The sequence below is a fragment of the Dellaglioa sp. L3N genome (genome assembly GCF_054941095.1).
The window spans coordinates 1,622,640-1,644,666 of record NZ_CM142928.1; the positions used below are offsets into that span (position 1 = coordinate 1,622,640).

Sequence of the window (22,027 nt, forward strand, 5' to 3'; positions counted from 1 at the left end):
CTAACTCTAAGGTGCATCTACCAATGACCAGTTCAGTCCAGCGGTATAGGTTCCTCTATAATCTGAACTATGCGCCACCATTAAAACACCTTGATCAGCTGTCCAATTAATAGGCACATCTTTATTATCAACCGTAGCCGCACTGTAGACAGTCATCGGTTTTCCAACAACGAATTCAGTTTCATTAGTACCAGACTTATACATCAAAGCCTCTTTTAATACATGCCCATCTTCTGATGTAAAAGGAGCAGTTAACGTTAAATCAACATGCCAATTACTACCAGCTGCTCGAGTATCCTTCACGCTAACATCCCAATCGCTACCTCTGTTAATAACTACAGAATCGCTACCTGTTGGTATCTTGGCAGTCTCATAGGTAGCCGTCTTAGAAATATTAGCGAACTGTAGCGCACCTAAAACATTAACCGTGACTGTTTCAATATTAGATGATGCGCCCTCTGCATCTTTTGCATAAATGCTCACTTTATGTGTCCCTATGGCTAATTCTTTAGTGGGGACTGTCCCTGAATAATCATAATCTTTATCTTTAGGATCATTTTTAAGATCACTTTCAAATGAAACAGCATCACCACCATCTATTGTATAAAATAAACTGGCAGTATCACTATCTACATCTTTCCAAGTTCCTTTAAAGTCATAATCTGTCCCGTTATCAAGATCTATTGATTTACCTGCATCCGCTAACGTAAGCGTAGGGGCTTCATTTGGTGAAATTTCATAACTTAATGCATTGGTCGTCACAACAGAATTATCACCTTTCAAGGTTCCAGAACTTTGATTGACCATTCCTGCGGCTCCAGCTGTTACGTCAAAAGTAATATAAGCCGCAGTATTCGCATCGGTCGAAAGTTTACCCAATTTTCCTAAATTAATCTTGTCTAAGGTTTTATCAGTCCAAGAAGAATCAACCAGTGTCGACGATTTCTCTGTGCCTTTTTGGTCAGTTTTGACAAGTTTAAGTGTTCCTGGTTTATATATAACATCTCCATCTAGCTTAAAGTTAGCAAGAATTTCTTCCCAATCTTGTTTACCATCTTTATAATTAGCACCAATTTTATAACTTAAAGTATCGCCGGAACTAACTTTATTACCTGTAATATCTTGACTTGCGATAACTTTCTTTGAGCTATCAGACACAGTTGCCGTACCATCTGCATTCACTAGTCCAGGAACCTTAGCAAAAGCGACCTGATTATTATCTGTTTTAGCACCCGTTGATCCAGTGAATCCCCAGACAACATTTGTGCCACCAAAGACATCTTGCAAATCAATATCTTTAATCGTGACAACAGGATTAGTGGCACGATTATCACCATAATAATATTGTAGTGTCCCAGTTTTCCCCTCTGCACTAGCGGTCCACTTAACGTTGAATAAATACCATTTATCATTCGACAAAGGATCAATACTTTGGACATCATTATGATTTAACACACGATTTCCTTCACCTTCATCTCTATAGGTTGATTCTTTACCAGGATATCCCCACGCAAGATGGTTCACTTTGCCAAGTGTTTTACCAACATCCCAATCAAATCCATCATTATAATGCGCATCAAATTCTACAGCGAAACTATTCTGAATACCGTTAAATGGTCCGTAGTGTTCTTCACTAGCCCAGACCCCCATTTGAGAACCCTGTGCGCCTTTAAGAATTGTATCTCCTTGCTCAGCAGAATTTTGCATGACAAAAGCCATTCCATCAGCAGCCGAACTCCCCATACCACCAAAGTAAACATACATTGATGCTTCAAAATCTTTAGTTAAATCTAATTCATTACTAGGCGTTGACCAAATAGCTCCATTTTTATGTAGACCACGATCTGGTGTCACTTGAACATAATAATGTTTTGTATTCGTATCTTCAACCACGGAACTATCAGATCCCTCTGGTATTGTAAAAATATTGTCCAGTTTAATACTTTCAGGTGGATTCCCCTCTTGACCTGCTTGAACATCTTTTTCGCCTACTAACATGCAGCCAAAAATGGCACTTACGATCCCCATTGTTAAAATTAATTTCTTCATTTTTTAGTTCCCCCGTTTTTACACACTCAATTTTACGTCTATTGATTCTGTCACTACTAAATCATACATGCTGACCTAATAGGCTGGTCCATTCACTAACGACCAATCAATAGTTGCTGAGTATGTCCCGATATAATTAGCCATTGGAGAAACCGTTAAACTAGCAGTATGAGGCATATTCCAAGTTCCCATCCCTTCGCTCTGGCTTGCTGTAACAGTTGGTTGTGCGGCATCATTAAGTGTTACCTGATTGTTCAGTTCACTAGGTGATACACCGTCACCATTACTCGTTGCTTCACTCGTGCCTATGGTTAAAACAGCTCCTTGCAATAAATGCGCACCGTCTTCTTTACTTGTTTGAAATGGCGATTTCAATGAAACTTGTAGCGACCAGCCGGAACCCGTTCCACGTGCATCTGAAATCTGTGCATCAACAGGTGTCGTGCCATCATCTGCTGTCCCCTTAGCCGTCACCGTTGTTTCCTCACTACTTAATTTTTGCTGACCAAAAGAAAAATATGGGGCTGACATAATTGCGACCCCACCATCCCCCGCTTCTAAAGTTGCCGTCGCTTGAGTAGTGCCTGTCAATACTGGATCACTTGCCGCAAAAATCTTCGTCGTCATTGATATGATTGCCACGCTGATACAAAAAACGATCAAAGTTCCTGTAATTATTTTCATTTAATGTTCCCCCCTGTAACGATATGTATATATAAATGAAACAGACATAAAAGTCCTGCTACACTTACAATATTGTTTCTTTATACTTAATATTTTAATGGAAATATTATTATATATATAATTTTAACATTAAATACCTCTTAAAACAATCAAGCGTTTACATAATAATTATGTTAATTAACTTATCAATTTTTTAAAAAAAGAGAGAGTTGTTATTAAATAACAACTCTCTCAATTATTTTTCTAAAAAGCCATAATAGCTTAGTTATCTAAGCAACTATACCCTTATTATTTTTCTATGCGTCTTCTTGTTTTTTATCACGTTTAATGTAAAAAATAAGTAGGCCACTAAGGACTAGGATTAGTCCAACCATTGTAGCAGCAACTGATTTGCCTTCGTTTGTTTGTGGTAAGACACCACCTACAACTGAAGAACCAGTACCCGTTTTACCATCAGCCTCTTTACCGGCAACAGCTTTGTTACCAGTAGTTGTTGCTCCACCATTCCCATTACGATCAGGAATTTGGTTATCACTAGGCTTAGTCACTTTATCTACTTTTTTAATCGTAACGGTTGCTTCTGTTGTCCCCGAATAACTTGCCGCATTAACTTGCTGATTAACATTAAAACCGATAAATCCCAAGAATAACATTGTCATTAACACAATGATTTTTTTCATGAAATCTCCTTCCAAAATAGATATCTTAATTCAAGAAAAAACATTACACAGTGAACGACCACTAGTATAATGTTTAAAATTAACCAGATTAATTATCTTTATTTAGGAGCATCTTTCAATGTCCAGTTCATTGTTGATGAGTATGATTCAGCTTTAGCAACACCAGTAGGAATTGTTAATGAAATATCTGTTTTTTTGATATTATCAACTGTAATACCACTACCAATACCATCCTTAGCAGTAAGAACTGCTTGTGCTTTATCATTCTCTGTCAAACCAGTTGAAACGGCTGTTTTAACGCCTTCTGCAGCGTCAACAACTGAAACATCACCTTTACCAAGTTCAACTTTTGCACCCGTTAAAACATCACCATTTTTGGCTACAAAATCACTTGCTGCGACATCAAGTTCCCAGCCAGCATTTGTCCCACGAATATCACCAACTTCAAGAGAAAGCATATCAATTGCATTAACTGTTGTTGCTTTTGAAGTAGGAATTGTAAGATCAGTCCCAAAACTAATTGCGTCTGTTGCATACACAATTGCAAGGTTACCTGTATTACCCGTATCACCAGGATCACCAGGATCCGTTGGGTCTGTTGGATTTGTTGGATCAACTGGGTCAATTGGTTTTGTTGGATCTCCTGGAATAAATGAAACTGAAGCATCTGTTGATGCACTTCCATCTGCATTACCTGCAGCGCTAACGTTGCCCGAAACGACAAGCCCAGCACCTAAAATGGTTGCTGATAATAATGTACTTGTTAGAACTTTTTTCATCATTAAATTCTCCCCTCAGAATCTTTATGCTTTACTTAATTAATTTTTAAATTATGCTTTTGGTCCACTAGCAAGTGTCCATGTTAATGTTGATGAGTAAGCAACATCTGCTTCAGCACTACCAGCAGGAACTGTTAATTTAACGCCATCTTTGGCAATTGTATTAACGTTGACTCCGGCACCAGTACCTTCAACAGCGCTAAGAACGACACCACTCGTAGTTGTATCTTTAAGTTCATCAGTAGTAGCTGGTGCTGATGTTCCACTAGCAACAACATTTGAACCAGCATCTAACGAAAGTACTGCTCCTTTTAATTCGCCCTTGTCGCCAGTTAATTGGTCAGACTTAACTGAAAGATTCCAGCCAACATCTGTTCCTCGAACATCCCCAACTTCAACAGCAACATCTTTATCAGATTTTAAGACATCTTCTGTTGTTTTAATTTCATTTTCTGTACCAAAACTAATTGCTTTAGTAGCCCAAATAATTGCAAGTGTACCAGTGTTACCAGTACCACCATCACCAGGATCTGTTGGGTCTGTTGGTTTTGTTGGGTCAACTGGAGGAATGACAGTTTCGTCATCCCCAGCTTTAAATTGAACACCTGTTGTTGTTGTTGCTGGATCTGGTACTTTATCAGCACTTACTTGACCTGATACTGCTAAACCAGCCCCCAAAATTGTTGCTGATAATAATGCACTTGTTAATACCTTTTTCATGATTAAATCCCCCGATTTTTTTAAGTTTACTATTTTAATTGTTTAAATGTCTATTTATTATGCAGGTGCGTCTGTCAATGTCCACGTAACGGCTGCTGTATATGTTCCGACCTTTGCAGAGCCAGCAGGAATTGTTAAAGTTGCACCATCAGCAGCAATTTTATCAACTGTTAAACCAACACCCTTATCTACTCCAGCTGATAAGGCAGTACCAGTCTTCGTAACAGCTGATGCTGATGCAGCAGTTGATGAATCACCACCATTAGCAACAGTTACAGCACCAGGAGCGAAAGCTAATTCAGCACCCTTAAGTACTTCGTCGCCATTTGTAAAATCACTTGTTGAAGCATTAAGTGTCCAACCAGCTGCTGTACCACGAGTATCAGCAACTTCAAGAGCTACATAATGGTTTGCGTAAAGAGTTTGTTTGTCAGAAGAAATTTTAACAGCAGGTGCATCATCTTGTGAACCATCACCAACTGTTTTGTCTGTACCAAATGAAACAGTTTTAGTAGCATATGCAATTTCTAATGGACCAGCTTCACCAGTACCACCATCACCACCATCAGGATCGTCAGGATCAACATCTGGATCTGTTGGGTCCGTTGGATCAACTGGTTTTGTTGGGTCTGTACCAGCTTCGAATGTAACTGATCCATCTGTTTTTTCACTTTTTGGATCTGTAGCAGCACTTACGTGACTTGAAATTGCTAAGCCAGCCCCCAAAATTGTTGCTGATAGTAATGCACTTGTTAGAATTTTTTTCATATTATTATTCCCCCGAATTTTTTAAGTTTATTATTATTTAGGTGCGTCTGTTAATGTCCACTTCAATGTTGTTGTGTATGCTACAGCATGTGCAGAACCACCAAGAACATTTATATGAATACCAGCAGTAGGTGTTGCATCTGCAGCAGTTGCATAGTTAACTTCAGTCGTTCCTGCACCATTTTCTGGTGTTGCATTAATACTTGCACTACCATCTAAAAGGTTATCTAAACCATCTGCAGTAATCTTATCTGTTGCAGCTGCACCATTTACCATACCAGCTGGTAAAACAAGTGAAGCACCTTCTAAATCACCAACTGTTTTATTTGTTAATGGTGTTCCCGAAACAGAAACATTCCATCCGGCAAATGAACCACGAAGATCACTAACCGTTACATCAAGACCTGCTTTTGATGGAAGATCAACATTATCTGCTGAAATCTTATTTGTTCCAAAATTAAGTGTAGGAGTTGCATCCTTAATTTCTAATGAACCACCACCATCAGGATTTTCCCCTGCTGTAAATGTTGCTGTTGCATCAGTTGTCTTTGCTGCGTCATCAGCTGATACGCTGTTCATTGTTCCAAGACCCACAACTGCAGCCCCCAATAAAGTTGTTGCTAATAAATATTTTTTCATAATAATATCCCCCCGTACTGTTTATTTGTTTATCACCATAACAGAAGTATACCGGAAGCATTTAACTTAAAACTGTCAACTTTTACTAGTTAAGTGTAAAATTTTGACATTTCCAACCAGCACACTCGTTATTTGTTCTCTGGATACTCTTGAAAGTAGCTAATCTAGCTGAACTAGACTGACTTTGAAAGAAATACCTATATCCATTTCAATGTTTCGTTTCTATATGTTTATGGTGCACTTACTAACGTCCAGTCTAATTCAGCTTTGTAAGTTTGTGCTTTTAACTGAGCTGGATCAGCCTTCAATAGAACACCGGTCCCAGCTTCATAAGTTGTATCAATACTATCTTTTACGCCGGTACCCGTTGTGACATCAACACCGGTGACATCGATAACCTGTCCATTATCTTTTGAATCACTTTTAAAAATCAAAGCATTAGGATCAGTACTACCATCAGTCCCCTTCAAGCCATCAGTCGCAACCTTCAACTTCCAACCGCCAGCATTAACCGCAGCCAAGTTAACATTCAATCCAGCTTGCGGACTCATTACTGTTGTCTCACTTGGAATTTTGATTGCCTCACCGAAATTAAGATTACTGATACTGTTAATTTGGAAAGTTGGTTTAACAACGACATCATCAGCAACATGAATTTTAAAGGTCTTTACATCAGATGTATTCTTTTGATCATCTTTTGTATAAACTGTCATCGTGTGATCACCTTTTGCTAAATCCTTCATTGTAAAGTTATCTTTATGGTTGTTATCTTTATCAGTATTGTCATAACTACCCATTTCAACTTCTTTACCAGTAACACTATCTTTATAGTAAGTTGTTAATTTGGTTGCATACTCATTTGCCTTAACGGTGTAGTTCAAGGTGTATTGAGGATCAGCGGTTGGCACATCGACTGTAGTAGGACTATCGTCCAAATCCACTACCGGAGCTGGAATTGTAACCTTTGTTGTTGCTGTTCCTGTAGTACTCTGAACGCCATCAGCTACTCGTTCTGCAACAACGCTATAAGTATTTTTTCCTATTTTAAATAACTTATCAGGTACCTCACCGGTAAACGATGCTTGCTGACCATCATCGGATAAAGTTTTCAGTCCAAACTTATTCCGTGGAAGTCCCAAATCATTATTACCTAAGTCCTGCTTATTACCATCTGCATCCGTAAATGTAGCTGTAAATAAAACATCCTTTAACCCTAATTCTGCACCATGTGCTTCATCGGAGTAAAATCCCGAATATGATTGCGTTGCATCATCATCTAAATCCGCAATGCTAAGTTCCGTAGGATATTCCACATCATCATCTATACCATTCATAAAGATGACACTAGTGTCATCTCGAACCGTAGCCCCAGACTTCTTTACAGCTTTCAAATCTGTACGCTTATCTGCCACTTTTTTGTTACCTGTTGTCGCCGTAGCAGTATCTGCCTTGGTTGTGGTCGTTACCGTTTTATCGGCCTTCGTATTATTAATTTTTTTATCCAACGAATCTTTTTTAGTGTCAGCACTCGCAACAGTAGCTTGATTTGTTTCTGTTGCGTCACTAGCAGTTTTAGCAGAATCTTCTACTATACTTGAACTTGCATCACCAACAACACTTGATGATTGCTTGTTCAATGCCATGACATCACTAATCGTTGGCGCTGCCTGGATTGTTTGTTGAAACGCCCCTAATCCAATAAGAATTGGCACTGATAGCAGCATTGCTTTAACTTTTATGTTCATAGTACCGTTCCCCCCATTTATCACTGCTACTATGATACATGATGTTTTCTAATAAAAACCGTCAAAATTTTAGGTCTTACTTGCTTTTTTTGACATTTGTCTTTACACCCCTTTAAAAACGCCCTTAAATCAAAAATTGATTGTGCTTTCATTACCTTTTCTTTATAATTAGACTTATCTTATTTCATTTTAAAAATGAGTGAACATAGATAAACAAAACGTCACTTAATACAATGGAGGATTCTTACTTTGCTTGAATCAGAAAAAACGTTACGGTGGTATAACGTCGCGTTAGTTGCGTTCGTTTCCGTCTGGGGACTCGCAAATGTTTTTAATAACTTTGCAAACCAAGGCTTAACCGTTATTACATCATGGATTTTGATCATGATTTTCTACTTTGTTCCTTATACAATGATTGTTGGACAATTAGGTTCAACTTTTAAAGATGCAGAAGGTGGGGTATCTTCTTGGGTGCGGGCAACTTCAACTAAGAGACTTGCCTACTATGCTGCTTGGACTTACTGGATTGTACATATTCCTTATTTAGCTCAAAAACCTCAAAGTATCTTAATTGCTTTCAGTTGGTTATTTAAAGGAAACGGTAATTTCGTTAACGATACCTCTGCAATGACTGTCTCAATTATGGGCTTGGTCATCTTCCTTTTCTTCTTGTGGGTAGCCTCAAAAGGGGTTGCAACCATTAGTCGAATTGGTAGTGTCGCTGGTACAGCAATGTTTATTATGTCATTATTATTCATTCTTTTAGCTGTCACAGCACCCTTCATGACAAGTGCGAAAATTCAAACACCTGATATGGGTGCCATTAAATCATATCTCCCTAATTTCAACTTCGCTTATTTCACGACAATCTCAATGTTAGTCTTTGCCGTTGGTGGTGCTGAAAAGATTTCACCTTATGTTAATAAAACAAAAAACTCAGCCAAAGAATTTCCAAAAGGAATGTTAGTCTTAGCTGCCATGGTTGCCGTCTGCGCAATTCTTGGTTCATTCGCCATGGGCTTCTTATTCAATGGGAATAACATCCCTGATGATTTAATTACCAATGGTCCTTACGAAGGTTTCTTACGTCTTGGGACTTACTACCACGTCGGTAACTTATTCATGATTCTTTACGCAGTTGCCAATGCAATGGCTCAAATGTCAGCTCTTGCTTTCTCAATCGACGCACCTCTAAAAATTCTTTTAGGTGATGCAGATGCAAATTACATTCCTAAAGCTTTATCAAAACGCAACAAAAAAGGGACGCCAGTTAATGGTTATGCCTTAACAGGTATCCTTGTCAGTATCTTAATCATTGTTCCCGCAATGGGAATTGGTAACATGAACGAATTATTCAAATGGTTATTGAACTTAAACGCCATTGTTATGCCTATGCGTTACCTCTGGGTATTCTTCGCTTACATGTTATTGAACAAACAATACAAAAAATTCAAATCGGAATACAAATTTGTTAAAAATCCGGTTGTCGGTTACATTATTGGGGCATGGTGTCTTCTCTTCACAGCCTTTGCTTGTATCTTAGGGGTTGTGCCTAAGATTACCTATGCAGATAACCCATCAAGCTACATTTTCCAACTTGCATTAAACATTGCAACACCTATTATCTTCGTTGCTCTAGGTTTAATCTTGCCAGCAATTGCACGTCATACAAACAAAAAAGAAGCTAAATAAACACACTGAAAACACGGTTCTTAAAGAATCGTGTTTTTTTAGTCCCTTTCTTTTGTAAACGTTATCATTAAATGGCATAATAGGTTGTGCAAGATACTTATTCATTAATGAAAGTGGGGATTAAGTTATGTCAGAAAAAATCAAAGCATCAATTGCCATGTTGAAAGTATTACAAGATTGGGAAGTTAAAAATGTCTACGGCTTACCTGGTGGCTCATTCAATACAACAATGCGCGCTCTAGAAGCCGAAAAAGAACACATTAATTATGTCCAAGTACGCCATGAAGAAGTGGGCGCAATGGCTGCAGCTGCAGAAGCAAAACTAACCGGTAAAGTTGGGGTTGTCTTTGGTTCAGCTGGTCCCGGTGCCACACATTTATTCAACGGTTTATATGATGCTCAACAAGATCATGTCCCTGTGCTTGCTTTAATCGGACAAGTTGCTTCGAGTGCTATGAACATGGATTCCTTCCAAGAAATGAATGAAAATCCTATGTTTGCCGATGTTTCTGTCTACAATAGAACGGTCATGACACCTGAAAGTTTACCCCGTGTCATTGACCAAGCCATTCGAACAGCCTACCAATACAAAGGGGTTGCGGTGGTCACGATTCCAAATGACTATGGTTGGATGGATATCGACGCTGATAGTTATTACGCATCAGGTCACAATTATGCAGCACCCATTCTACCCGAACCAGATGATACTAAAATTAAAGAGGCTTTGGCCCTTATCAAAGAAGCAAAACAACCTGTTTTATTCGCTGGAATTGGGACAAAAGGGGCTACTGATGAAATTATCGCCTTTTCTGAACAGTTTAAAATGCCCGTTATTATTACAGCCATCAATAAAGGAACAGTCCCAGATAGTTATCGCGCAAACTTAGGGTCAACTTACCGCGTTGCAACAAAACCTGCTGATGAAGCCATTGCTGCCGCTGATTTAGTTGTCTTTGCGGGTGCCGATTTACCTTTTGCACAAACAAAGAAAATCTTAAAACCAAATATGAAATTTATTCAAATTGATATTGATGCTTCGAAAATTGGTAAACGTCATGCTGTTGATGTCGCTTTACTCAGTGATGCTAAGAAAACATTAGCTCGTTTCGTTGAATTGGCTGACGCACCTGTTGAAAGCCGTCCATTCTTCGATGCAACAATTGAAGATATGGCAAATTGGCGTGCTTACCTCAAAAAATTCGAGGATAAAACAACAACGCCACTTCAACCTGCTGCCGTCTTTAAAGAAATCAACAAACATGCCACTGGCGATGACATTTTCGCAATCGACGTTGGTAATGTCACAATGAATAGCTTACGTTATTTAGATATGAATCCTAACCAAAAATTCACAACATCTGCTTTATTCGCTACAATGGGTTACGGTATGGGGGCAGCAATCGCTGCTAAATCAGCCTATCCTGACCGCCAAGTCTTTAACCTTGTTGGAGATGGCGCTTTTGCGATGGTGGTTCAAGATCTATTAACCCAAGTGAAATACAAACAACATGTGATTAATGTTGTCTTTTCTAACCAACATTTTGGTTTTATTCAAGATGAACAAGAAGATGAAGGTCAACCTTTCTATGGAATTGATTTCAATGATGCCGATTGGGCACAAGTTGGAAATGCCATGGGTGCCATAGGTATTCCCGTTTCTACTCATGACGAATTGGTTGCCGCATTTGAAAAAGCTGAAGCTTCAGAAGGTCCCGTTCTCATTGATGTCAAAATTACTGACGAACGTGCCATTCCAGTTGAAGATTTGGCCGTTGATCCCAAAAACTTCTCAGCAGAAGAAATCGCTGCTTTCCGTAAACGCTACGAAGCAGAAGACTTACTTGTCTTAGACGATTTAATCGAGAAATACTCAAAATAATGCCCTCACGAATTATGAAGAACTTATCTCATTTGATAGGTTCTTTTTTTATTCATTAGACCCTAGATAATGGTACAATACTAGGCATACAAACCTTATAGGAGGCTACGATTATGACAAAAAATCACCAACTTGTTACTCGAAATGAAGTTCCCGAAGCATTAACTTGGGATTTAACGGCCATTTATCCAAATGCCATTGCTTTTCAGACGGATATTGACTTGGTTCGTGACCTCGTTCAAGCATTCGATATTGCTTATCATGGTCATCTAACCGAAACAGTGCCAATTTGTGACGCCTTTAATGCCTTAGAAGACATTTACACGCGCTTATCACATATTGAACATTATGCTTTTTTGCAGCAAGCCGTCGATATTACGAATCCAACTGCCAACCAATTAATGCGTGATTTTGAAGCCTTATCTGCTGAAATTTCCACAAAATTAGTTTTCTTTGATATCGAATTATTAAAATGCCCAGTAACTATTTTAGATAAAGTCGTTACGGCTAATCCAAAATTAAAAGCCTACATTCGCCAATTAAAGAAACAAAAAGCCTACCAATTAAGTCCAGAAGTTGAACAAGTACTCGCTACTTTCCAACCTAACTTCTCTGCACCAGAAGCAATCTACGGTCAAGCACGAGCGGCCGATATGGATTTTGCTGATTTTGAAGTTAACGGGGTCACTTACCCCATGTCATTTGTTTTATATGAAAATACGTATCAATATAATCCAGATATGGCCGTACGCCACGCCGCATTCAAGCGTTTTTCAATGACTTTAGCCCAGTATAAGCACACAATTGCGGCTAATTATTATAATCAAGTGTCACTAGAAAAACGTATTGCCACTTTACGTGGTTATGATTCCGTTTTCGATTACTTATTGGCCGAACAAGAAGTTGACCGTTCATTATTTAATCGTCAAATCGATACGATTATGACTAAGTTAGCACCTGTTATGCAGAAATACGCTGCACATATTAAAGACGTGCGTGGCTTAGACAAAATGACCTTCGCCGACTTACAAATTGATTTAGATCCTGATTTTGCGCCAAAAGTTTCAATCGAAGAAGCTAAAAAGTATGTCAATGATGCCGTTGCCCCACTTGGTACAGATTATCAAGCGATGGTTACCCGTTCATTCCCAGAACGTTGGGTTGATTTTCCACAAAATATCGGTAAAGAAACTGGGGGTTTTGAAACAACTCCTTATGGTAAACATCCCTACATTTTAATGTCATGGACAGATGAATTAGCTGACGTTTACACGTTAATTCATGAACTTGGGCATGCTGGTCAAGCTATCCTGACACAAGATAACCAATCAATCCTTGGTAGTGAGCCATCTACTTACTTGGTTGAAGCGCCTTCTACGTTCAATGAATTATTATTAACGCGTTCGATTGAAAATCAGTCAACAGATCCTCGCTTAAAACGGTTTGCTTATTCAAAAATGTTAACAAATACTTATTTCCATAATTTTGTGACCCATTTACTTGAAGCAGCTTACCAACGTGAAGTCTACCAATTGATTGATGCTGGTCAAGGATTCGACGGCGACCAACTAAGTGACATCAAACGTCATGTACTCGAAAAATTCTGGGGACCCGATGTTGAAATCAATGAGGGCGCTGAATTAACTTGGATGCGCCAATCACATTATTATATGGGACTGTACTCATACACTTATTCAGCTGGACTTGCCATTTCAACGCAAGCTCATTTGAATTTATTAAAAGATCCTGAAGTCGCAACTGAATCATGGCTCAATTTTCTAAAACTTGGTGGTGAATTAGCCCCAATCGAAGCTGCCAAAGTTGCTGGCGTTGATATTACAACTGATGAACCATTGAACCAAACGATTCAATTTTTAGATGAAACCGTTGATAAAATCATTGCTTTAAGTAAAGAAATTTAACTTCCACAAAAACCTTAAACTTAAAAAAGTCTAAGGTTTTCTTTAATTTTAGTGTTTTTTCATATTAAATTGGTTATACTAAAAAAAGTTAAAAAAAAGTTTTGGAAGGAATCTGTTTTTATGAATATTATTGAAATGATAAAGGTTATTGTTTTAGGGGTCGTTGAAGGGATAACAGAATGGTTACCGATTAGTTCAACGGGGCATATGATTTTAGTTGATGAATTTTTGAAACTCAAAGAGAGCGCTGCTTTCATGGATATGTTTCTTGTTGTGATTCAACTTGGCGCTATCATGGCGGTTGTTGTCCTTTATTTCCACAAGTTAAACCCATTTTCACCTCGTAAATCTCAATTAGAGAAACGAGACACTTGGTCATTGTGGAGTAAAGTCATTGTTGCCGTCTTACCAGCCGCTGTGATTGGCTTAGTTGCTGATGACTGGATGACCGCGCATTTGTATAATTTCCCAGTTGTTGCTTTAATGTTAATCATCTACGGTGTGTTATTCATCGTTATCGAAAACAAAAAAGCTAACACAACCCCATCAATTACGACATTTAATCAAGTTAGCTATCGAACTGCTGCATGGATTGGTGTCTTCCAAGTCCTTGCCTTAGTTCCCGGAACATCACGTTCTGGTGCAACTATCTTAGGTGCTATTCTTTTAGGAACATCACGTTTTATCGCTGCTGAATTCTCATTCTTCTTGTCAATTCCAGTGATGTTCGGTGCCAGCTTACTTAAAATTTTCAAATACTTCCATAGTGGTCATAGCTTTACTGGTGATCAAACGTTTGCCTTGGTTCTCGGCTGCGTGGTGGCCTTCGTTGTTTCAATTGTCGCTATCAAATTCTTGATGGGCTACATTAAATCAAAAGATTTCAAACCATTCGGTTGGTACCGTATCATTTTAGGTGCTTTATTATTGATTTACTACTTCTTCATCAAATAAAAATTAACTCGATACATAAATAAAAACCAAGGAAAAAATCATGATGATTTTTTCCTTGGTTTTTATTTTGCTTTAGGTTTAGTTGTCGACTTCTTCTTAGCTGCAGGTTTCTTAACAGCCGTCTTCTTAGCCGTTGCTTTCTTAACAGCGGGTTTCTTTGCCGCTGTTTTTTTCTCGGCTTTAACAGTCGTCGCTTTTTTAGTTGTTGCTTTCTTTTTGGCAGCTGGTTTTTTCTTAGCAGCCGTTTTCTTTTTAGCTGGTGCCTTCTTTTTCTTTTCAACGACAACAGGTTCTTTTTCTTCAATGACCGGTGGATTCTCTAAGAAAGCCACTTTTTCAGCAATCATTGTTGTCATTGTTACATTATAATCACTTGGATTTTCTAAATAACTAGTAGCTGAGGTCACCTCATCAATTCTCAACTTAGACACATTAAGAATAGGTGATTCAACGATTAAATAAACATTAATGTCAGCTTCATCTGAGACCTCATTAAAGAATCCCGGCATTTTTTTGTAATAACGGAAAGGTAAATTAATAATATTCGTTTCCAACGTAAAAATAGCCGTTCCTTCTGGGTATTCAATCATTAATTGAATCTCAGCTAACTTTTTATCACGCAAGCTTTTTTCTAAAGCCGCATAGCTTTTTGCAAATAATGCTGGTATCCCAACAGATTGAACTTCTGCTGGTGTTGCTGTATAAAAAGTCTTATCATAAGCTTCTTCTTCGATGGCAGTCATAAATTCTTCAACGATCATTTTCATTAGTCATCCTCCAGATTCGGTATTTCTTTCTAGTCCATCATATCCTAGATGGTTATAATTGCAAAATAAAAATAAAAAAAGATCAGAATAAAAGCTATTCTGACCCTTGATTATTATGAAGCTGGTGTGTGACTTAATGTCCAGTTAACTTCTGCTGTATATGAATCCTTGTGAACTTGGCTTGGATCAGCCTTAATTAAAACACCCGCATCTTTGGTCCATGACTTTGTTGTCATTGTTTGGCTCGATGCCCCTGACGCTATCTCAATACCGGTTGAATCCAATGTCTGCAAAGTATCTCCAGATTTATCTCGATAAACAATGGCATCTTTAAGCGTATTGCTCTTAGAAGTAAGGTCAGTTGCTGAAGCTGTTAACTTCCAAGTTCCAGGCAACGATGTTTCTAAATCAACTGAGAAATCAGTTGGACGAGACAAAACGGTTGTCTGTGCTGGAATTTTTTGAAGCCCAAAATCTAAATTACCAACTGTTGTTATCTCTATTTTACCAGAAACAACAACCGTAATTGTTTTCACATCAGATTTATTACCATCTGAATCAATGGCATAAACAGATAACTCATGTTTCCCAACTGATAATGTATTTGGTAATTCATACTTTCCAGAATACATTTGACCAATTGTTTGTGAGTTATCGTAAGTTTCCATTAACTCATGAGTAGTTGACCCTTCTTCATAATATATCTTAACCGTTTTACTATCATCTGTTACTTGATATTGTAATGTGTATGGTGCATCAACTGTTTTACCTTCATCAGTTAATGCAAATATTGGCTTTTGTGAATTAACTTTAATTGTTGTTTTTGCAACAGGAGATGTATCCCCATATTTATCCACTGCATAAACCGTATAGGCATTATCCCCATACTTTAAATCAGCAGCAGGGACGGTATCTTGAAAGTCACCACTATCACCTATCAACGTAATTGTTGGGTGCTTTGCAATTTTATTTCCATTAATTGTGGCATAGAATGTCACCAAATTATCTGGTTCAGTTGTAGCATTCGAAGATTTCAACGTTCCTTTTATTGTTGCATCAGTCTCATACTCAACAGATGGTGAATTCAATCCCTCAATTGATAGGTTCGCTGGTTCCCCAATTGTAAAACTTGCATCATTTGATGACGCAATTGCATTTGATCCATAGAAATCGCCACCAAGACTTGATACAACGGTATCCTTATCAACTTTATTAGCTGTCCCAACCATTGTAATAACTGCCACATTATTTGCCTTCGTTAAGTTATCTTTCATTTTTTTTGTGATTAAGTCAATTTTACTCGTTACCGTTGTATCAAATGTTTCCTTATCACCATTAGCATAAGTAATCGTAGCTGCCTTATCTAAGGTAATATCATTAGGAACTCTTAATGCTGCTTTAATTGAACGCCAGTCTTGTAACCCACCTTCATAATTCAAGGTTGTTTGAAACTTAATTTTATCGCCACTTTTAACGTAACCATTATCAGTAATATCTTTATCGTCTTGGCTCACATCAGAAACTTTTTGAGTTGCCTTTGCCGAAACTAAATTAGGTACCTGTTCAAACATAACAATATTATTTTCATATTTCGCACCTGTTGCACCAGTAAATCCCCAACGTACCTTACCATTTGATGCAAATTCTTTTTTATCAATTGTAGCTGTTTGAGGTTGACCTTTTTGTTGATCATTTGACAATGGGTCCTTGTCATCAATTGTGTAGGTCATTGTTCCTTCTGTTGCAGAATCTGATGAATAAGTTAACGTCACATGGTGCCATGAACCATTTGATAACCAACTATCTGATCCATTAATAATGCCTGCATGCGACATCTTATTATAATAACCAATTATGAAGTTTCCCTGACGTTCATATGTCCCACTCTTCGCGGGATATCCATTTGCCAAATGATTATCGCCTATTTTGATATTATCAAATCCACTGCCTTTACTTGATGAACCATTCCGATGTGTATCAAATTCAAGTGCCCAACTATTTTTTATCGCACTATTTTGAATATTATTATCACCTGTATCACTTCCCCAAACACCTAAAGATTCCCCACCAGCTGAAATTGCGGCTAGGCCTCTTGCATCATTTTGTAGAACGAGAGCCATTCCATCACCAGCTGCACCGTACTGATTTCCAAAATACATCCACATTGATGTCGTACTATTAGCATTTAAATCAAATGCATTAACATCTGTTGACCAAATTGAACCAACCTGATTTTTATTATCCGTAATTTTAACAATTGACTTAGTAGCATCTGCAGACCCTGCCGCAACAGCATTACCAGCATCATCAAGATTCATAACATTTGCGATACTTGTTGAACTACCAGTACCTGGTGTGAAAATATTATCCATAGTAATACCATGTGGTGCCGTCTTAATTGCGTTAGCATAATCATCAGCTGGATCAGCACTCACTGATTTCCCAATAAAGATTAACGTCATTAACGTTGTTATTAATAATGTTCCTACTTTTAATTTTTTCATTGTAATGCCCCCACATTCTCTTTAAATATATTGATACATTATATATATATTTCGTCTTATTAACTGCTTAACAACAATATACCATAGCTTATTTCAAAAGAAAATCAATATCTACGCGTTAACTCACAGAAATTGACATTCCATAGAAAGCGTTACCAATATATGCCGTAAAAATAAGCTTTCAAAAACAGACCGACACCTGCGAAATATTAGCTTCGCTGGTTCAGTCTGTTTTATTATAGGCCTATTTTAATTTAATTCCCAATAAAGCCACCAAAATTGTCGCTTGGTACGCATTAATTGTTAATCCACGTACTAATTTTGGATCTAGTACAACTGTTTCGAATTCACTCTGTGAGAAATCGACAGCTTTCATATTCGTTTCGATAAAGTCACAACCTTCAATATTACTCTCAGGGAATGTCAGACTCTTCTTAATCTCAACAGCTTGAAAGCTAGCTTCCTTTAAATCACATCGCCTAAATTCAACAGTTTGAAAATGAGCAACACTAAAATTTGAATAACTTAACTGACAGTCTTTAAACTGCATTTCTTTAAAAATGGTCCGATTAGAGAAATCGCACCCCATCATACGACAGCCTTTGATTTCACTACGAAAAAAATAACTCTCATTAAATTCAGCGTTCAAGAATTCACAGTGATCAATCACAACGTCCAACCATTCACTGCGAACAAAATCAGTTTGTTCAAAAATACAGTGGTCAAAAGTCACTGAATCAACTTTAATTGGCTCAACTGACGCTTCAATTGTACAGTTATGATAAGTTGTCTCAAAAGTAACCTCATCAAATGAAAGTGTTTGTCCCTCTATAACTTGATTATTCAAAATAAATTAACCGTCCTCGTCTTATTTATCTAAATTGTCATTCATAAAGTTTACCACTTTTTTAGCATAACGTTTTGGATTCTTACTGAACGCTTCCGCATGGTCAGCATCTTTCACGACCCATAATTCTTTCTTACCAGCTGAAGCTTTATAATTGTCATAAACCATTGACGTTGGCACAAAGCCATCGGAATCGCCATGAATAAATAACGTAGGCAATTTATTTTTCTTTAATTGTTTCACTGAATCTGCTTCTTTAAAGGAATAGCCTGCACGCATTTGTGTGACCCAGCTTGATGTTGTAAGCAAAGGTTCTTTGGGTAAGTTAAATTGTAATTTCAATTGGTAAGCTAATAAATCTTCCACATTAGTGTAACCACAATCTTCAACAATGGCTTTAACTTGTGAAGGTAATTGTTCCCCACTCATCATCATGACGGTAGCACCACCCATGCTGACACCAAATAACCCAATTTTTTGATTTGACCCTTTATCAGCGATTAATTTTTTGGTCCACTTAACATAATCTAAGCGATCTTTCCAACCAAAGCCAATATAATCCCCCTGACTCTTACCTTGTCCACGGTCATCAGGGGCTAAGACGTTATAACCTGCTTCATGGAATAATTTAATGTATGACGCCATACTTTCTTTGTCACCCATGTAACCATGCGCCACAACAACTGTTTTAGTTGATTTCGTAGCAGCAGGCACATAATCAGCGACCAATTTCAAATGACCACCTGCTGATTGTTCTGTCCACGTTTCTTTTTTCGTCCCTTTCAACCATTTCTGTGCCTCTAATGTTGTCTTAGACGTACTACTTGATGTCCCAGTTAATGTTTTTTCTGTATTTTGGATGGCATAGTGATACAGGTAGAAGCTTGCTCCAGTAATCGCAACCGCAAATACGACCAAAATGCTGACAATCCAAATAATAAGTTTCTTTTTCATGATTAAAGACTCCTTTATAATGTTAATGACATTAACATATCATACCATTTGTCTCGTCTAAATTCATGTTTAGATAAAAAAATAACCTTGATAATTTTAAAATTATCAAGGTTATGCCCACTAATTACTTAACTTGTTTCACTTCTTGTAATACTTTTTGCATTACTTGTGCTTTAGTTTGTGCTTCAAAAGCAGCAGTTGCTTGTTTCACAATCTTAGCTTGATCCGCTTTTGAGATTGCTGCATTTTTCATCATTGCATTGGCAACAGCTGTCTTAACAAATGTTGCGCCGTCTTTTGCTAATTGCGCTTTACCAGCCTTAGTTGTTAATTTGGCTTGTTCAGCTTTAGCAATCTTAGGCATTGCTTTTGCTTGGTTGGCGGTTAACACAACAACGTTTTTCTTAACGTAGAATGTATTCGTCCGCTTTATTAAAACTTTGTTGTTATCAGCAACGCCGAATAATAATTTGTAGAAATTATTTTTGTAAACCCAACGTGTTTCTTTAACCACTAACTTATTACGCTTAGCATTTTTGACAATCTTGCTAGTCGTTTCATCTGTTTGTGTCTGTTTGGTTTTCTTTTGTGAAGCCGAATTTTTGTACACAACTACTTTTTCAACACCATTAGTACCAATTGGTTGGTACACAAGTAGATTCATAGCTTTCGATGTTGATGCTACTTTCTCAGTTTTAGTTGTTGTGACTTTTTCCATGCCATAATGTGTGCTGTAATTAGCAACAATCATACCACCAAATACAATCACACAAAGTGCGAAAATACCACCTAATGTATAACTAAGTGCGTTATTTTTGATTAAGTTCCATGTTAGGAAGAATAAAATAACGGCAATAACTAATAAAATAATAATCATTATTTTGTACCTCCGTTACTTGTTACTTGTTTTTTTGATTTTAAGAAGAATGCAAAACCAAGACCGATGACACAGAAGACAATTGCGATTGAAAAGGCAGCTTTGTAACCGCTCAATGTTGCATTAATCGCTTGGTTCTTGTAAGCCAAAGGATCTGCTTTAAGTAATGATTTACCAGGTAAGGCATCTGTTGTCACATTTGTTAAAACAGAAACCATGACAGCAGTAACGATTGAACTGGCAATTTGACGTGCTGTATTATTAACAGCTGTCCCATGTCCCATCAAATTAGATGGTAATGCGTTCATACCAGATGTCGTTGTGGGCATCATCACCATTGAAATACCGAACATCCGGATAGCGTACATGACAACAATATATAACGTTGGTGTGTCTTTTGTTAAGAAAGCAAAAGGAATTGTTCCAAGCGTTAGTAAGAACATACCACCGGTAGCCAATTTCTTAGCACCATATAAATCGAATAAACGACCTGTGAACGGACTCATAACACCCATCATCAATGCACCGGCTAACAATGTTAACCCTGATTGAAAAGCACTATCACCACGAACAGTTTGTAAGTACATTGGCAAGATCATTTCAACACCAATCATAGCCATATTTACAATTGAACTTAACAATGCAGCAATTGTGTATTCTTTAGAAGCAAATACGTGCAATTCTAAGAATGGTGTTTCCATTGTTAATTGACGCCATACGAAGAGTGCAATAAAGACCACTCCGATTGCTAAGAAACTCAGAACTGAAGCACTCCCCCAGCCATTATCCCCAACCGTTGAGAATCCGTATAATAAACTACCGAATCCAATTGTTGAAACAATTAATGATAAAATATCAATTTTTGATTTGTGTGTTTCAATAACTGGTTTCATAAACCAGAAAGAAGCCACAAGAACAACGGCAACAATTGGAATAATCATTCCGAAAAGATCACGCCATGTTGCATTATCAACAACCCAACCTGAAAGCGTTGGCCCAATAGCAGGTGCTAGTCCAATAACCATCCCAGCAAGTCCCATTGAAGCCCCACGTTTTTCTGGTGGGAAAATTGATAACATAATCGTTTGTAGCAATGGCATTGTTACCCCAACACCAACAGCCTGAACTAAACGTCCAGCAAGTAAAAAGCCAAAGTTAGGCGCTGTGTATGCCATAATTGTCCCAAGTTCAAATATTCCCATAGCGCCGATATATAACCATTTTGTGTTAACACGGCTACTTAACCAAGCACTAACTGGAATTAAAATCCCATTAACCAACATGAATCCTGTTGTTAACCATTGAACAGTTGACGTTGTCACATTAAAGTTCTTCATTAACGTTGGATAAGCTGTTGCTAAAATCGTTTGATTCAAAACCGTACAGAATGTACCAATTAATAAAATAGCAATTAACATGGTACGATTATATGGTTTTCCTTTTGCATCTAGTCCATTCATTTATATGACCTTCTTTTCCTCTAAAATAGCTTCGGTTACTAATATAAGACTATTTACAAAGTATGTCAACCATCTTGACAAACGTTTTAAAAAATATATAATCAATA

General features: G+C 37.6%; 18 protein-coding genes. 4 read left to right on the forward strand and 14 right to left on the reverse strand.

Annotated elements, in window-relative coordinates; all coding sequences use genetic code 11:
- Positions 1 to 6: 6 nt before the first annotated feature.
- The 8 genes from ACVPPR_RS08400 to ACVPPR_RS08435 all read right to left on the reverse strand — a co-directional run bounded on the left by ACVPPR_RS08400 (position 7) and on the right by ACVPPR_RS08435 (position 8,064).
- Complete coding sequence (locus tag ACVPPR_RS08400) at positions 7 to 2,049, reverse strand: L-type lectin-domain containing protein (RefSeq protein WP_462304138.1); 2,043 nt, start codon at positions 2,047 to 2,049, stop codon at positions 7 to 9.
- Positions 2,050 to 2,124: 75 nt separating this feature from the next.
- Positions 2,125 to 2,733, reverse strand: a complete 609-nt coding sequence (locus tag ACVPPR_RS08405; protein ID WP_462304139.1) for a WxL domain-containing protein — start codon at positions 2,731 to 2,733, stop codon at positions 2,125 to 2,127.
- Positions 2,734 to 3,029: 296 nt separating this feature from the next.
- Positions 3,030 to 3,413 (reverse strand): LPXTG cell wall anchor domain-containing protein, encoded by a 384-nt coding sequence (locus ACVPPR_RS08410; protein WP_462304140.1) that lies wholly within the window; start codon positions 3,411 to 3,413, stop codon positions 3,030 to 3,032.
- Between the two features lie 98 nt (positions 3,414 to 3,511).
- Positions 3,512 to 4,195, reverse strand: coding sequence for a WxL domain-containing protein (locus tag ACVPPR_RS08415; protein ID WP_462304141.1), 684 nt, complete (start codon positions 4,193 to 4,195; stop codon positions 3,512 to 3,514).
- Positions 4,196 to 4,243: 48 nt separating this feature from the next.
- Positions 4,244 to 4,912 carry a WxL domain-containing protein gene (locus tag ACVPPR_RS08420; protein WP_462304142.1) on the reverse strand — a complete coding sequence of 223 codons (669 nt, stop codon included), beginning with the start codon at positions 4,910 to 4,912 and terminating at the stop codon, positions 4,244 to 4,246.
- Between the two features lie 57 nt (positions 4,913 to 4,969).
- On the reverse strand, positions 4,970 to 5,680 hold the full coding sequence (locus ACVPPR_RS08425; protein WP_462304143.1) for a WxL domain-containing protein: 711 nt from the start codon (positions 5,678 to 5,680) through the stop codon (positions 4,970 to 4,972).
- Between the two features lie 33 nt (positions 5,681 to 5,713).
- Positions 5,714 to 6,319, reverse strand: a complete 606-nt coding sequence (locus ACVPPR_RS08430; RefSeq protein WP_462304144.1) for a WxL domain-containing protein — start codon at positions 6,317 to 6,319, stop codon at positions 5,714 to 5,716.
- A 230-nt stretch (positions 6,320 to 6,549) separates the two neighbouring features.
- The gene (locus ACVPPR_RS08435) at positions 6,550 to 8,064 is read right to left on the reverse strand and encodes a hypothetical protein (RefSeq protein ID WP_462304145.1); all 1,515 of its coding nucleotides are present in this window, start codon (positions 8,062 to 8,064) and stop codon (positions 6,550 to 6,552) included.
- A gap of 249 nt (positions 8,065 to 8,313) precedes the next feature.
- Here ACVPPR_RS08435 and ACVPPR_RS08440 point away from each other — a divergent pair, with 249 nt between their 5' ends.
- From ACVPPR_RS08440 to ACVPPR_RS08455, 4 genes are all read left to right on the forward strand, one after another.
- Positions 8,314 to 9,756, forward strand: coding sequence for an amino acid permease (locus ACVPPR_RS08440; protein ID WP_462297216.1), 1,443 nt, complete (start codon positions 8,314 to 8,316; stop codon positions 9,754 to 9,756).
- 127 nt (positions 9,757 to 9,883) lie between these two features.
- A complete protein-coding gene (gene spxB, locus ACVPPR_RS08445; protein ID WP_462304146.1) occupies positions 9,884 to 11,635 on the forward strand; it encodes a pyruvate oxidase in 1,752 nt (583 codons plus the stop codon).
- A gap of 113 nt (positions 11,636 to 11,748) precedes the next feature.
- Complete coding sequence (gene pepF, locus ACVPPR_RS08450) at positions 11,749 to 13,557, forward strand: oligoendopeptidase F (RefSeq protein ID WP_462304147.1); 1,809 nt, start codon at positions 11,749 to 11,751, stop codon at positions 13,555 to 13,557.
- A 120-nt stretch (positions 13,558 to 13,677) separates the two neighbouring features.
- Complete coding sequence (locus tag ACVPPR_RS08455; protein WP_462297220.1) at positions 13,678 to 14,511, forward strand: undecaprenyl-diphosphate phosphatase; 834 nt, start codon at positions 13,678 to 13,680, stop codon at positions 14,509 to 14,511.
- 62 nt (positions 14,512 to 14,573) lie between these two features.
- On the opposite strand, the gene ACVPPR_RS08460 is transcribed toward ACVPPR_RS08455, so the two are convergent.
- From ACVPPR_RS08460 to ACVPPR_RS08485, 6 genes are all read right to left on the reverse strand, one after another.
- Positions 14,574 to 15,278: a hypothetical protein gene (locus tag ACVPPR_RS08460; RefSeq protein ID WP_462297222.1), complete on the reverse strand. Its 705-nt coding sequence runs from the start codon at positions 15,276 to 15,278 to the stop codon at positions 14,574 to 14,576.
- Positions 15,279 to 15,391: 113 nt separating this feature from the next.
- On the reverse strand, positions 15,392 to 17,782 hold the full coding sequence (locus ACVPPR_RS08465; protein ID WP_462304148.1) for an L-type lectin family protein: 2,391 nt from the start codon (positions 17,780 to 17,782) through the stop codon (positions 15,392 to 15,394).
- Between the two features lie 244 nt (positions 17,783 to 18,026).
- Entirely contained in the window at positions 18,027 to 18,629 is a 603-nt protein-coding gene (locus tag ACVPPR_RS08470) for a pentapeptide repeat-containing protein (RefSeq protein WP_462304149.1), read from the reverse strand.
- A 21-nt stretch (positions 18,630 to 18,650) separates the two neighbouring features.
- Positions 18,651 to 19,583: an alpha/beta hydrolase gene (locus ACVPPR_RS08475; protein ID WP_462304150.1), complete on the reverse strand. Its 933-nt coding sequence runs from the start codon at positions 19,581 to 19,583 to the stop codon at positions 18,651 to 18,653.
- Positions 19,584 to 19,707: 124 nt separating this feature from the next.
- Positions 19,708 to 20,460, reverse strand: coding sequence for a DUF4811 domain-containing protein (locus ACVPPR_RS08480; protein ID WP_462304151.1), 753 nt, complete (start codon positions 20,458 to 20,460; stop codon positions 19,708 to 19,710).
- Complete coding sequence (locus ACVPPR_RS08485) at positions 20,460 to 21,920, reverse strand: MDR family MFS transporter (protein ID WP_462297230.1); 1,461 nt, start codon at positions 21,918 to 21,920, stop codon at positions 20,460 to 20,462. Before ACVPPR_RS08485 ends, ACVPPR_RS08480 begins: the two co-directional genes overlap by 1 nt.
- Positions 21,921 to 22,027: the final 107 nt, after the last annotated feature.